The sequence below is a fragment of the Sphingopyxis sp. genome (genome assembly GCF_050725655.1).
In the GTDB taxonomy this organism is placed as follows: domain Bacteria; phylum Pseudomonadota; class Alphaproteobacteria; order Sphingomonadales; family Sphingomonadaceae; genus Sphingopyxis.
The window spans coordinates 86,974-100,620 of record NZ_JBOHHT010000119.1; the positions used below are offsets into that span (position 1 = coordinate 86,974).

The 13,647-nt window shown below is 65.0% G+C and carries 15 protein-coding genes; 9 read left to right on the forward strand and 6 right to left on the reverse strand.

Features of this window, described 5'->3' with window-relative positions; genetic code table 11:
- Positions 1-40: 40 nt before the first annotated feature.
- From ACREBX_RS19095 to ACREBX_RS19105, 3 genes are read right to left on the reverse strand one after another with little or no spacing between them, the layout of a single operon-like run.
- Positions 41-1,048 carry a histone deacetylase family protein gene (locus tag ACREBX_RS19095; RefSeq protein ID WP_431563313.1) on the reverse strand — a complete coding sequence of 336 codons (1,008 nt, stop codon included), beginning with the start codon at positions 1,046-1,048 and terminating at the stop codon, positions 41-43.
- On the reverse strand, positions 1,045-1,617 hold the full coding sequence (locus ACREBX_RS19100) for an FMN-binding negative transcriptional regulator (protein ID WP_431563314.1): 573 nt from the start codon (positions 1,615-1,617) through the stop codon (positions 1,045-1,047). Before ACREBX_RS19100 ends, ACREBX_RS19095 begins: the two co-directional genes overlap by 4 nt.
- Positions 1,614-2,570, reverse strand: a complete 957-nt coding sequence (locus ACREBX_RS19105) for an alpha/beta hydrolase (RefSeq protein ID WP_431563315.1) — start codon at positions 2,568-2,570, stop codon at positions 1,614-1,616. The genes ACREBX_RS19100 and ACREBX_RS19105 overlap by 4 nt, the downstream gene beginning before the upstream one ends.
- 176 nt (positions 2,571-2,746) lie before the next feature.
- Between ACREBX_RS19105 and ACREBX_RS19110 the strand changes: the two genes are divergently transcribed.
- On the forward strand, positions 2,747-3,502 hold the full coding sequence (locus ACREBX_RS19110) for an AraC family transcriptional regulator (protein WP_431563316.1): 756 nt from the start codon (positions 2,747-2,749) through the stop codon (positions 3,500-3,502).
- Between the two features lie 9 nt (positions 3,503-3,511).
- On the opposite strand, the gene maiA is transcribed toward ACREBX_RS19110, so the two are convergent.
- Together maiA and ACREBX_RS19120 are read right to left on the reverse strand one after the other, a co-directional pair.
- Positions 3,512-4,165: a maleylacetoacetate isomerase gene (maiA, locus tag ACREBX_RS19115; protein WP_431563317.1), complete on the reverse strand. Its 654-nt coding sequence runs from the start codon at positions 4,163-4,165 to the stop codon at positions 3,512-3,514.
- Positions 4,166-4,205: 40 nt separating this feature from the next.
- The gene (locus ACREBX_RS19120) at positions 4,206-4,688 is read right to left on the reverse strand and encodes an Lrp/AsnC family transcriptional regulator (protein ID WP_431563318.1); all 483 of its coding nucleotides are present in this window, start codon (positions 4,686-4,688) and stop codon (positions 4,206-4,208) included.
- 187 nt (positions 4,689-4,875) lie between these two features.
- Between ACREBX_RS19120 and phhA the strand changes: the two genes are divergently transcribed.
- Genes phhA through ACREBX_RS19160 form a run of 8 tightly spaced genes read left to right on the forward strand, consistent with a single transcriptional unit; the run spans position 4,876 to position 12,361 of the window.
- The gene (gene phhA / locus ACREBX_RS19125; RefSeq protein WP_431563319.1) at positions 4,876-5,748 is read left to right on the forward strand and encodes a phenylalanine 4-monooxygenase; all 873 of its coding nucleotides are present in this window, start codon (positions 4,876-4,878) and stop codon (positions 5,746-5,748) included.
- The gene (locus ACREBX_RS19130; protein ID WP_431563320.1) at positions 5,745-6,665 is read left to right on the forward strand and encodes a tryptophan 2,3-dioxygenase; all 921 of its coding nucleotides are present in this window, start codon (positions 5,745-5,747) and stop codon (positions 6,663-6,665) included. Before phhA ends, ACREBX_RS19130 begins: the two co-directional genes overlap by 4 nt.
- Positions 6,662-7,291, forward strand: coding sequence for an arylformamidase (gene kynB / locus ACREBX_RS19135; RefSeq protein WP_431563321.1), 630 nt, complete (start codon positions 6,662-6,664; stop codon positions 7,289-7,291). The genes ACREBX_RS19130 and kynB overlap by 4 nt, the downstream gene beginning before the upstream one ends.
- Positions 7,288-8,529, forward strand: a complete 1,242-nt coding sequence (gene kynU, locus ACREBX_RS19140) for a kynureninase (RefSeq protein ID WP_431563322.1) — start codon at positions 7,288-7,290, stop codon at positions 8,527-8,529. The genes kynB and kynU overlap by 4 nt, the downstream gene beginning before the upstream one ends.
- Entirely contained in the window at positions 8,526-9,539 is a 1,014-nt protein-coding gene (locus ACREBX_RS19145) for a carbon-nitrogen hydrolase family protein (RefSeq protein WP_431563323.1), read from the forward strand. Before kynU ends, ACREBX_RS19145 begins: the two co-directional genes overlap by 4 nt.
- Positions 9,536-10,672, forward strand: coding sequence for a cupin domain-containing protein (locus ACREBX_RS19150; RefSeq protein WP_431563324.1), 1,137 nt, complete (start codon positions 9,536-9,538; stop codon positions 10,670-10,672). Before ACREBX_RS19145 ends, ACREBX_RS19150 begins: the two co-directional genes overlap by 4 nt.
- 17 nt (positions 10,673-10,689) lie before the next feature.
- A complete protein-coding gene (locus ACREBX_RS19155; protein WP_431563325.1) occupies positions 10,690-11,598 on the forward strand; it encodes a fumarylacetoacetate hydrolase family protein in 909 nt (302 codons plus the stop codon).
- Positions 11,599-11,608: 10 nt separating this feature from the next.
- Positions 11,609-12,361 (forward strand): maleate cis-trans isomerase family protein, encoded by a 753-nt coding sequence (locus ACREBX_RS19160; RefSeq protein WP_431563326.1) that lies wholly within the window; start codon positions 11,609-11,611, stop codon positions 12,359-12,361.
- Here the strand turns inward: ACREBX_RS19160 and ACREBX_RS19165 are convergent.
- Complete coding sequence (locus tag ACREBX_RS19165) at positions 12,355-13,611, reverse strand: dicarboxylate/amino acid:cation symporter (protein WP_431563327.1); 1,257 nt, start codon at positions 13,609-13,611, stop codon at positions 12,355-12,357. The two genes, ACREBX_RS19160 and ACREBX_RS19165, sit on opposite strands and share 7 nt — an antisense overlap.
- Positions 13,612-13,647: the final 36 nt, after the last annotated feature.

Genomic DNA, 13,647 nt, shown 5'->3' on the forward strand with positions numbered 1-13,647 from the left:
GGCCGCCCTGCTCGTTGAGCGGGGCGGCCTTTTTTTTGTTTCAGAAGCCCGAGAGAAACGCGGCGACATTCTTGCCGAGATCGCCGACGGCATAGCCGCCCTCCATCACGATCAGCGTCGGGACGCCGAGCGCGGCTATGCGACCCGCCAGCACGACATAATCCTCGCGCTCGAGCGCAAAGCTCGAAATCGGGTCGCTGCTGTGCGTATCGGCGCCGAACGAGACGACGAGGAACTTCGCGCCCCAATCCGAAATGGCCGCCAGCGCGATGTCGAGTGCGGGGGCATAGCTTTGCCCGTCGGTGCCGCGCGGCAGGGGGAGGTTGAGCGTGCTGCCTTCGCCTGCGCCTTCGCCGGTCTCATCGGCATGCCCCCAGTAAAAGGGATAATCGGTGCGCGGGTCGGCGTGGATCGAGGCGAAGAAGATGTCGGGATCTTCGTAAAAGATGTCCTGCGTCCCGTTGCCGTGATGATAGTCGATGTCGAGCACTGCGACCGGCCCGAGGCGGCGGTCATGCGCCTCGCGCGCCGCGATCGCGGCGTTGTTGAGGTAGCAATAGCCGCCCATATAGTCGCGCCCGGCATGATGACCCGGCGGGCGGCACAGCGCGAAGGCATGCGCCTCGCCGCTCGTCGCCAAATGGTCGACCGCGGTCAGCGCGCCCTGCGCCGACCAATAGGCCGATTCCCAGGTGCCCGCCGCGACCGGCGTTCCGGCGTCATAGCTGTACGCACCGAGATCGGCGTCGATGCGGCCAAAGCTGAGTGGCCGGCGGCGCCTGACCGGGAAGGTGTAGCCGATCGCATCGCCGCTGCGCCCTGCCGCCACCCAGTCGCGGTGCGCGCGTTCGAGGAAGGTCAGATAGTCGGCGTCATGGACGCCAAGCAGCGGTGCCATGCCAAAGTCGCGCACGGGCTGCCAATCGCTGAATTGTTCGACGATCGAACGCGGCCGCTCGATATTCTCGGCATAAGGCACCCAGTCGCCATTATGCAGTTCGCGCAAGGGGGCGTGGGCGGTCTGGCGATTGTCGAAGAAAAGCTTCACCTCTGTCCTTCCATCCATTTCGCGAGCGTCCGGTCGCTGTGGCCCGCGACGATCTCGGCAAAGCCCTCTGCGCTCTCATCCTGCCCGAGCTTGAAGCTATGTTCGGCCGAGCGGACGTGGGCGCGAAAGGCGATGATCTGATCGAGCATCTTTTCATAGCGCGGGCCGAGGCTCGCTGTCGACCAGGTGCCGCCTTCCATCTTCGCGACGAGCTGTTCGATCGCATCGCGCGTTTCGTCGCCGATAAACTCGACCTCGACGGTGAAACGCAGCACCGCGTAGTTCCACGTCGGCGCCCAGTCGGGCCGCGACAGCAGCGCCGTCGGGACATAGCCCGCGGGTCCGTTGAACAGGATCAGGCCGTGCGGGTCCGCCCGGAAATCGGCGACCAGCGCATTGCGCAGCGCGCAATGGCCGAACAGCGCGACGACCGCGCCGCACTCGTCGGTTTCGGCGAGCAGCGGCAGCGGGCTGGCGTGGAACGCGCGCGACACCAGCCAGGCGAGCGGATAGTCGGCGATCAACTGCGCGATCTCGGCGGCGCCGCGCGGCTCGAACCGTGAGCTCATGCCTGCACGATGCCGCGGATCCACGCCGCCTGCTCGTCGAGCGCGCGGCCGGCGAGCGGAGCGATCGATACCGCCTCCAGAAAACTGTGTGTCGCCCCCCGATAGGTGACCGCGCGCGTCGGTACGCCGGCCTCGTCGAGCTTGCTTGCAAAGCTGTCGTTGCAATCGGCCAATATATCGCACTCGGCAATGGCGAGGAAAGCGGGCGGCAGGCCGGTCAGGTCCGCATTCAGCGGCGCGACCAACGGGTCGGCAAGCTGCTCGGGGCCATCGACATAGGATGCCCAGAAGGCGTCCATCTCGTCGGCTTCGAGCGAATAGTCGCCGGCGCCGAAGCGGGCATAGCTTGGCGTCCGTTCGGGCGCGAAGGCGCCGTAATTGAGCAGCATCGCGGCTGGCAGCGGACGGCCGCGCTGACGCTGCAACAGGCACGCCGCGACTGACAGGTTGGCCCCCGCGGAATCGCCGCCGATCAGCACGCGGTCGGCATCGAGGTTCAGCGCGTCCGCCTGAGCTGCGATCCAGTCGAGCGCCGCCGCGCACTCTTCCAGCGCGACCGGGAACTTGCTTTCGGGCGACAGGCTGTAATCGATGCCGAGCACCGCGATGCCCGCACGCGCGGCATATTCGCGCATCAGCCGGTCGTGCGTGTCGATACTGAAGAGCGTCCAGCCGCCGCCATGGATATAGAGCATGACCGGCAGCTTCGCGTCGGCGACCGGGCGGTGGAGCCGCAGGCGGATGCCGCCCATGTCCATTTCGTGGCTCTCCGCCATTATCGGGCCACCCTCGCGCCACGGCCCCCGAACGCGTTCGGCGACGGCGCGGCGCGTCGCCATGCTCGCCCCCGCCGGCGCGCCATGCAGCGCATAAGCGGTGTTGATCGCGTCGACAAAGCGCCGGATATCGGGGTCGGCCATGTCGTTCTGCATGACGCTTAAGCCCTTTGACATATTTCGCTTATCCTTCTCGAAACGATCCTTGATCGCCTGATAGCTTTTGCGCGCCTGCATCTATCGCCCATTTGGGCCAATCACCGCAGCGGACAGGCCAGTGGGTGCATCATCGCTGGCCAGCGGCACGCGCGGCCTATATTGTGTATTTGTCTAAAATTTGCGAGAATTGGGCCATGAAGCATAGTGCCGATGTTCTGACGAACGACCGCCCGGTCATTGCGCTGCAGGATGAATATCCTGCCGGCTTCATCGATCCGATGCACAGTCACGACCATATCCAGATCCTCTACGCCTCGTCGGGGGTCATGTCGGTCCGCACGCCCGAGACCAGCTTCGTGATCCCGCCGCAACGCGCCGTATGGTTGCCCGCGGGGACACGGCATGAGGTTGCGTGCCGGGGCCCGGTGTCGCTCCGCACGCTCTACCTGCCATGCAGCGGCGAGACCGGGCACGAGTGCCGCGTTTTCGAAGTGTCGAACCTCGTCAAATCGCTGATCCTCGAAGTCGTCGATTTCCCCGCGCTTTACGACGTCGACGGGCGCGAGGGGCGGATCATCACGCTGCTGCTCGACGAGATCGGACGCATGCCCAACGCGCCCTATCAGGTATCGATGCCATCGAACCCGCGCCTGCTCCGCGTCTGCAACGCGATCATCGCCGATCCGTCGGACCCGCGCGACATCGATGACTGGGCGGCGCTCGCGGCGATGGGGCGGCGCACCTTCACGCGCAGTTTCAAGCAGGAAACGGGAATGGGGCTCGCCGTCTGGCGGCAGCAGGTCCGGTTGATGGAGGCGCTTTCGATGCTCGCCGCGGGCGCGTCGATCACACAGGTCACCTATGACGTCGGTTACGACAGCCCCAGCGGCTTCGCCGCGATGTTCCGCCGCGCCTTTGGTGTGCCCCCGAGCCAGTATCTGAAGCACTGACGCCGCGGGTCAGGCAGGCAGGTCGGGAGCGCCATCCTGCAATTCGGGCCGCGCGGCGGCGACTTCGGGCAACGCCCGCGCGGTTTCGCCGACCGCACAAATCCGCGGGAAGGGCGTCAGATCGACCTTGTACCGTTCGGCGCTGTCGAGTTGCGGGACGAGATAGCAGTCGGCGAGCGTCGGCGCGTCGCCATAGGCGAAGCGTCCGCCATGGCGCGCGACGAGTATCTCGAGCGCGGCGAAGCCCTGCGTGATCCAGCGCGCGATCCACACTTTCACCTGCGGGTTGGTCGCGTCGAAGTCGCCGCGGATCGCATTGAGCACGCGGAGATTGTTGAGCGGGTGAATGTCGCAGGCGATCAGCGCCGCCATGCCGCGAACGATCGCGGCTTCATCTATATCAGCCGGGAGCAAGGGCGGTTCGGGCCATTTGGCGTCGATCCATTCGAGGATCGCGGGGCTTTCGATCAGGACCCGCCCGTCATATTCGAGAGCGGGGACAAGGTGGTGCGGCGCGATCCCCGCATAGGCATCGCTGTGCTGTTCGCCGACGATCAGATCGTGCGGCTGCTGGCGATAGGCAAGCCCCTTGAGCGCGAGCGCGATGCGGACGCGGTACGCGGCGCTCGATCGCCAGAAGCCGTGGAGGAGGATGTCGGTCATGGCGTGAAGCTACGACCAGAGGGCAGGGACGGCAACCGCGTCAGGCGAGCGGAGACGCACGCCCCTCGGTCGTCCGCGCCCATTCGGCGAGGTCGCCGTGGCGCTTGATTGTCTTGAGGCACACGACGGTCTTGAGCCGCTGGACACCGGGCAGTTTCGACAGATTGTGGCGGAGCAGCTCGTCGAGGTGATCGGCCGACCGCGCGAAGATCTTGAGCAGATAGTCGCTTTCGCCCGCGGTGGTGTGGCATTCGACGACGGCGGGGTGCGCGAGCACCGCGGCCTCGAAATCGGTGTGCGCATCGAAGCGGATCTGGACCTCGACGAAACTCTGCACCGCGAGGCCGATCGCGATCGGGTCGACCCGCGCCGCATAGCCCTCGATCACGCCACTTTCCTCCAGGTTTTTCACCCGCGACCAGCAGGGCGATTTGGACAGGCCGACCTGCTCTCCGAGTTCGGCATAGGATTGCCGGCCATCGCGTTCAAGCGCGGCAACGATTTTCCAGTCGAACTTGTCCATGCGTTCCGTCCTGAATCGGGTTTATGCGAGAATGTAGCCGCCTTATTCTAAACGTAAGAACAAATTCCTGCAAATATGACAGAATGCAGAACGATCAGCGATTTTCTGTAGCCAGTTGACGCGAAATCCGCACAATGTTCGCGCGGCCCCGCGCTATCACTTGCGCCGAAGGTTTGGAGAGAGACCAATGGCCGCGACACATATATTCGACGCACCACCCGAAGGTGTCGCGGCCAATTGGACGATGCCGCAGAACTGGGCGGCCTTCACCGCCGAGCAACACGCGACGTGGCGGACCTTGTTCGATCGGCAGTCGGCGGCGCTGGGCGGCTATGCCTGCCGGTCGTTCCTCGATGGCCTCGACATTCTTCGACAGCTGAAACCCGGCGTCCCCGATTTCGCCGAACTCAATGCGTTGCTGAAGCCGGCGTCGGGCTGGGAGGTCGTTGCGGTGCCCGGCTGGATTCCGAACCAGCCCTTTTTCGAGCATCTCGCCAACAAGCGCTTTCCCGCCGCCAATTTCGTCCGCCCGCCCGAGCAGATCGCGTACAGCGAAGAGCCCGATATGTTTCATGACATATTCGGCCATATCCCGATGCTGACCGATCCGGCCTTTTCGGACTTTCTTGTCGCTTATGGCAAAGCAGGGCTGCGCGCCGAAAAGCTCGGGGCGTCGGACTTTCTCGGGCGGCTCTGGCTCTATACGGTCGAATTCGGGCTGGTGGTCGAGGATGGCGAACTCCGCGCCTTTGGCGGCGGGCTGATGTCGAGCTTCGCCGAAACGCTGTCGGCGCTGACCGCGCCCGAACCGAAGCGCATCTGGCTCGATATCGAGCGCGTGATGCGGACCAAATATCATTTCGACCAATTGCAGCAGACCTATTTCGTCGTCGCGGGATTCGGGGACTTGCTGCGCGCGACCGAGGAAACCGATTTCGCGAGCGTCTACGGGAAAATCGCGGGCGAACCGGCGCTCGAACCCGGAGATGCCTATCGGGGCGACTTGGCTTATGAAGGACGCCGGCCGGCCGTTCCGGCAAACGGAGAGGCGTCCAGATGATCAGGAAGACGAGCGAAGGCGGCACCGATATCTTCGAGACCGAGATCGACGGCGAGACGATCCAGTGGGACAATGGCCTGACCTATGCGCGGCATTTGCAGACCGCCCAATTGCTGTCGGCGCAGGTGCCGGTGTCGGACAAGCCCGACGAGATGCTGTTCATCATCATGCACCAGACGATGGAGCTGTGGATCAAGCTGGTGCTGCACGAGGGGCGGCTGGTCCTTGATGCAATCAAGGCCGACCGGCTCGAGATCGCGGGCAAGGGGCTCGACCGGATCGCGACGATCCAGCGGCACATGATCCACAGCTGGGAAGTGCTCGCGACGCTGACCCCGCACGATTTCCTGACTTTCCGCGGTTTCCTGCGCCGCGCATCGGGGTTCCAGTCGCAGCAATATCGCGAGCTCGAATATCTGCTCGGCAACAAGCGCGAGGATATGATGATCGTCCATAAGGATGACGTGGCGGGGACGGCGCGGCTGCGCGCGGCGTTCGAGGCGCCGTCGCTTTACGACGAACTGCTGCGGCTGCTCGCGCGGCGCGGTTTCGATATTCCCGCCGATCATCTCGATCGCGATTGGACGAAGCCTTATGCGGCGTCGGAGGCGGTCGAGGACGCGTGGCTGAAAATCTACACCGACGTCGATGCGCATTGGGATCTCTACACGCTGGCCGAGAAGATCACCGCGCTCGAATATTATTTCCAGGAATGGCGCTTCAAGCACATGAAAACCGTCGCGCGCGTGATCGGGCACAAGCCGGGGACCGGCGGCTCGTCGGGGGTCAATTATCTGGTGAAGGCGCTGGACCTCAGCTTCTTTCCCGAACTCTGGTCGATGCGCACGCGGATGGCGGCACCGCGGCAAGGTGGTGATTATGGGGGCGGCGATTATGCCGAGGGGAAGGGCGCATGAGCCGGATCTGGGACATTTCGCAGCCGCTGCACGCCGCGGTGCCGGTGTGGCCGGGCGAGCCGGCCTTCGCGCTCCACAGCCATGCGGTGATCGGCGACGGCTGCCCGGTCAATGTCGGCGGCATGTTCACGCCATTGCACGCCGGGACGCATGGCGACGCGCCGTTGCACTACGCCAATGACGGTGCTTCGTCGGCCGACTGCGATCTCGATGCCTATATCGGGCCGTGCGTGCTGCTCGACATGCGTCATGCCCGCGGCCGCGTCGAGATCGCCGACATTGATTGGGATGCGATCGAAGGCGCCGAGCGCGTGCTTCTGCGCACCTATGAGCAATTCCCGCACGAGCAATGGGATAGCGATTTCACCGCCATCGCCAGCGACGTGGTTGCGCGGCTAGGTTCGATGGGCGTGCGGCTGATCGGCACCGACGCCGCCTCGCTCGATCCCGAACAGTCGAAAACGCTCGACGCGCATCACGCGGTCAAGGCAGCCGACATGCGGATATTGGAAGGTCTCGTGCTCGATGATGTGCCGCCCGGGCGGTACGAGCTCGTCGCGCTGCCGCTCCCTATCGTCGGCGCCGACGCCAGCCCGGTGCGCGCCATCTTGAGGGAAATCACATGACCGACACGATGTTTGTCACCGATGTGTCGGCGCTCGACGCCGCCGATCCGTTGGCGCCTTTCCGCGAGCGCTTTCACCTGCGCGACGGGCTCATCTATCTCGACGGCAATTCGCTCGGCGCGCTGCCGAAGGCGACGGGCAACCGGCTCGCCGAGGTTGTCGGCAGCGAATGGGGCGAGGGGCTGATTACCTCTTGGCTCGGCGCCGAATGGTCGACCGCACCGCGGCGCATCGGCGACAAGATCGGACGACTGATCGGCGCGAACCCGGGCGAGATCGTCGCGACCGATTCGACTTCGGTGAATATCTTCAAGGCGTTGACGGCCGCCCTTTCGTTGCGACGTGAGCGAACGGTGATTCTGTCGGAGGCGACGAACTTCCCGACCGATGTCTATATGATGCAGGGCATCGAGGCTTTTTCGGGCGGACGCGTCAAGGCGGTCACCGTGGCGCCCGATGATGTCGTCGACGCGCTGAACGAGGACGTCGCGGTGCTGCTGTTGACGCAGGTCCACTACAAGTCGGGCCGCGTCCGCGACATGGCGGCGATCACAAAGCGCGCGCACGAAGCCGGCGCGCTCGTCGTCTGGGATTTGAGCCACAGTGCCGGCGCGATCCCGGTCGACCTCGATGGCGCGAACGCCGATTTCGCAATCGGCTGCGGATACAAGTTCCTCAATGGCGGGCCCGGCGCGCCGGCCTATCTGTTCGCGGCGGCGCGGCACCATGCGGCAACGCCGGTGCTGTCGGGCTGGTTCGGGCACGCGCGGCCCTTCGCCTTCGAAGAGGATTATGATCCCGCCGTCGGGATCGAACGCTTCCAGTGCGGGACGCCGCCGGTGCTCGGGCTCGCGGCGCTCGAAGTCGGCGTCGACCTGATGCTCGAAGCCGACATGGCCGAGGTGCGCCGCAAGTCGCTCGCGCTCGGTGACCTGTTCATCGAGCATATGCAGCCGCTTTGCGACGCTTATGGTTTCGAACTGGTGAGCACGCAGGACCATGCGGAGCGCGGGAGCCAGGTCGCCTATGCGCACCCGCAGGGCTATCAGATCGTGCAGGCTCTGAAGGAATATGACGTCATCGCCGATTTCCGCGCGCCCGACATATTGCGCTTCGGGCTGACGCCGCTTTACCTGCGTTATCAGGACATCGTCGAAACCGTCGAGCGGCTGGAAGCAGTCTGCGCGACGCGAGCGTGGGACAAGCCGCAATATCATGAGCGGGCGGCGGTGACATGAGCGAGGTTTCGCCACCCTTCCTGCCCAAGTCGCGCGTTGCCGCGGTGCAGGCCGCTCCGGTCTTTCTCGATACCGCGCGCACCGTCGACAAGGCGTGCGCGCTGATCGCCGAGGCGGCGGGCAATGGCGCACAGCTCGTGGCATTCCCCGAGGTGTACGTCTCCGCCTATCCCTATTGGAACTGGCTGATGACGCCGATCGAAGGCGCGGAATGGCACGAGCGCCTTTACCGGGCGTCGGTATCGATCGACGGCCCCGAAGTCGCCGCACTCTGCGCCGCGGCGCGCGATCATGGCTGTACCGTCGTGATCGGAATCAACGAGCGCGACCCGGTGAGCGTCGGAACGCTTTATAACACCAACCTCATCATCGGCGCCGACGGCACCTTGCTCGGGCGCCACCGCAAGCTCGTCCCGACCTGGGCTGAGAAGCTCACTTGGGCAGGCGGCGACGGCAGTTCGATCCGCGTCTACGACACCCCGGTCGGGCCGCTCGGTACGCTCGCGTGCGGCGAGAACACCAACACGCTCGCGCGCTTCGCCTTGCTGTCGCAGGGCGAACTGGTCCACGTCGCCAACTATATCGCGCTGCCCGTCGCGCCCGCGTCCTACAATATGGCCGACGCGATCAAGATTCGCGCGATTGCGCACAGCTTCGAGGGCAAGGTTTTCACCATCGTCGCCTGCTCGGCGGTGAGCGAGGAAATGATCGCGGCGATGTCTGCCGACCGGCCCCAAAACCGCGAGCTGCTCTCGCGGCCGAACAGCGCCTTTTCCGGTGTGATAGATCCGCACGGCAATCTGGTGGGCGAGGCGCTGATCGACGACGAAGGCATCGTCTATGCCGACATCGACCTTGGCGATTGCATCCGCCCCAAGCTGATGCACGACATCATCGGCGGCTATAACCGCTTCGACATCTTCAACTTGACGGTCGACCGGACTCCCCGCGCGTCGGCTGCTTTCATCGACGAGCCGCAGGCCGCCGAGCCCGACGAGGAGACGCCATGATGGCAGGCAATAATATGATCATCGACCCCCGCGACGATGTGCTTGGGCGCGCGCGCGTTACCGACACCCCCGAACTTGAAGCCTTTTATCAGGAACTTGCGGGCCGCAACGCAGGTGCCTTCTGGAAGCGCGCCAATGCGATCGAGCCGTGGGAGCCCGAAACGCGCTATCGCCCGACGCTCTGGCGCTACGCCGACATGCGCGCAATGTGCCTGCGCGCGCTCGACCTCGTGAAGCCCGAAGAAGCCGGGCGCCGCGTCGTGACCCTGCTCAACGACAGCGACGCAGGGCGCGAAAATGTCGCGGTCTGCGGCTGGCTGTTCAGCGGGATGCAGGCGATGCGCCCCGGCGAGATTACCCCCGCGCACCGCCACACCGCCTCGGCGCACCGCTTCATCATGGAGGGGAAGGGCGCGTACACCGTCGTCGACGGGCACCACATCACCCTGGGTGCCAACGATTATGTGTTGACCCCGAACGGCGCCTGGCACGACCACGGCGTCGTCGCCGAGGGCGAGGTGTCGATCTGGCAGGATGGCCTCGACATCCCGCTGATGAACAGCCTCGAGACGAATTTCTACGCGGTTTACGACCAGCCCGCGCAGACGGCGGCGTTCCCCGCCGACGATTTGCCGTTGAGCTATGGCGGCGCGGGGTTGCGGCCCGAGGGCCTGCCGGCGTGGGAGAAACCTTATTCGCCGGTGATGGTCTATCGTTGGGACGCGACGCGCGACGCGCTGTGGAACCTCGCCAAAGTGTCCGACGGGTCGCCGTTCGACGGCCATATGGTGCGTTACTCGAACCCGCTGACGGGCGGCTGGGCGCTCCAGACGATGGGCGCGCATATGCAGATGCTGAAGCCCGGTTTCCGCGGGAAGGCGCACCGTCACACCGGTAACGTCGTCTATAATGTCGCGAGCGGCCGCGGTTGTTCGATCATCGGCGGCGAGCGGTTCGACTGGGGCACGCACGACATTTTCTGCGTGCCGGCATGGACCTGGCACGAGCATGTCAATCTCGACGCGTCCGAAGAGGCGTTCCTTTTCTCGTTCAACGATTTCCCCGTGATGGAGGCGCTCGGCGTCCGGATCGAGGAACCTTATTCCGAAAATGGCGGCTACCAGCCCGTCTAAGCAGACAGGACAGATAAATGCGCTTCGTGACATATCGCACGGTCGAGACCGAACCGCGGCTTGGCCTTCTTCACGACGGCCTTGTGATCGATGTCGAATATTTCGGCGACGCGATCGGCCACGACCTGCCCTCGACGATGCTCGATTTTATCGATCTCGGGCCAATTGCGCTCCGTTTCCTCCAGGAAGCCGTGGCGGCGGCGACCACCGCCGACCTGATCGGCACCTCGCTTCCCCAGGGCAATGCCACCTTGCTCGCGCCAATCCCGCGGCCGCGCAAGAACATCTTCGGCATCGGTCTTAACTATACCGAGCATGTCGCTGAATCTGCGCGTTCGCTCGATACTTCACATGAACTGCCGCAGCAGCCGGTGATCTTCTCGAAACCGCCGACCGCGGTCGTCGCGTGGAACGACCCGATCCGCCACAATGCGAAGGTGACGCAGCAACTCGACTGGGAAACCGAGCTTGCGGTGATCATCGGCAGCACCGCGCGCCGCGTCGCCGAGGCCGACGCGCTGGACCATGTGTTCGGTTATACCGTCATCAACGATGTGTCGGCGCGCGACTGTCGCCGCGCGGGGCAGTGGATCGTGTCGAAGGGGCAGGACAGCTTCGCGCCGATGGGGCCGTGCATCGTCACCGCCGACGAAATCGGCGATCCGCACAATCTCAATATCCTGACCCATGTGAACGGCGTCGAAAAACAGAACAGCAACACGCGCTTCATGTTGTTCAAAATTCCCCAACTCATCGCCGACATCTCCAGCGTGATGACGCTCGAACCCGGCGACATCATCGCGACCGGAACGCCTGCGGGAGTCGGCGCGGGGCGTGACCCGCAGGAGTTCATGTGGCCGGGCGACGTCGTCGAATGCACCGTCGAGGGCATCGGCACGTTGCGCAACCCGATCATCGCGGTTTGAGGCGCTCAAGATGACACGCCCCATCCGCATCGGGCAGATCGTGCCCAGCTCGAACGTCACGATGGAAACCGAGATTCCGGCGCTGCTCCGCGCCCGCGAGGCGATCGCGCCCGAACGCTTCACCTTCCACTCGTCGCGGATGCGGATGAAGAAGGTGACGAAGGAGGAACTTGCGGCGATGGACGCCGACTCTGATCGCTGCGCGCTCGAACTGTCCGACGCCGCAGTCGACGTGCTCGGCTATGCTTGTCTCGTCGCGATCATGAGCATGGGCGAGGGCTATCATCGCGTATCGGAAGCGCGCCTCCACCAGAGGACAGTAGAGAACCGCCATGCGGCCCCCGTCGTTACCAGCGCGGGCGCGCTGATCGCGGGGCTGGAGACCATTCAGGCAAGGCGCATCGCGCTCGTCGCGCCCTATATGAAACCGCTGACGCAGATGGTCGTCTCTTACATTCAGAATGAAGGTATCGAGATAAGCGATTGGCTTGCACTCGAAATTCCCGACAATCTGGAGGTTGCGGCGCAGGATCCGGCCAACCTGCTCGAGCATTACAAAAGGCTCGACCTGACCGGCATCGACGCGCTCGTCCTGTCGGCGTGCGTCCAGATGCCGTCGCTGCCGTCGGTGCAGAAGATCGAGGATGCTATCGGGCTTCCGGTGGTGTCGGCGGCGATCTGCACCGCGCATCAGATGCTCACGCGCCTGGGGCTGTCGACCGAGGTTCCGGGCGCCGGGGCGCTTCTTTCCGGCCGCTATTGATCGACCGCGGCGGGCGGCGCAATCGCTGCCGCCGCCGCGACATCATGCGTCACATTGGCGACCGTGCGGAACATGTCGGGAATGACGTCGATCGCGAGCAAGATCGGTAAGAGTTCGATCGGCGCGCCAATGGCGATCGCGGTCGGCGCGACCGACGCATAAAAGCTGATCTGCCCCGGCATCCCGAGGATCGCCAGCGAGGACAGCACCGCGAGCGGCAAGGCGACCGCGAGCTGCAGCGGCGAGACTTCGACCCCCGCCATCCACGCGAGCGCCAGCGCCATCATCACCGTGTTCGACGGCGCGGTGATCTTGAAGGTCGCGACCGCCATCGGCAGGATGGCCGCGGCATTGCGTTCCTCGATACCGATGCGCTCGGCGCTCACCATCATCGCGGGCAACGTCGCGATCGACGATTGGGTGCTCGCTGCAATCGCCTGCGCCGGAGCCATCGCGCGCGCAAATCGCCCGAGCGGGACGCCTCCCGCGAAGCGCGCAATGGCATAGCCAAGGACGATCAGCACCAAGGTCACGGCGATCGAGATCGCGAGATACTGGGCGAGGATCGCGAGCACCGCCGTCCCGACGGTGGCGCCGATCGCCAGTGCGAGTGCGAAGATGCCGACGGGCGCGACGCGCAGCACCCAGCCGACGACGACGATCATCGCGTCGGCAAGCCCGCGCAGCGGCTGGAGCACCGCCTCGGCACGGGCGCGGTCGATCTTGCTGACGGCAAGGCCAAGCACCAGCGCGAAGATGACCAATGGCAGCACCGCGCCTTCGGCGGCCGATGCGACGACATTGGTCGGGATCATCGCGCGCAGCGTTTCGGCCGCACCGGGAACCGCTGGGGCTGGCGGCGCGGGAAAGAGGGTGCGCAGCGCGGCTATATCGGCGGGCGCGATCGTGACCGCGCCGAGCATCGGCGGGACGAGCAGGGCGCCGATCACCGCCGAGACGACCAGCAGGCCGATCAGTATGAGCGGCAATCGCCGGCCGAGCCGCGCGGCCTCGTGATGATCGCCCATGCCGAGGCTGGCGACGCCCGTCGCGACGAGCGCGAAGATCAGCGGCACGATCGTCATGCGCAGCCCGTCGAGCCAGATGCCGCCGACCAGCTGCGCCGCCTCGACCACGGGTGAAGATGCCGCGACGAAGGTGCCGATGGCGAAGCCCACGATAAGCGCGACGATCATCCAGCCCGATCCGGGCATGCGCGTGGCCCATGCCCGTGCGCGCGAAATCACCATGAGTCGAAATCCCCCTGACGCCGAGCATGGCCGATG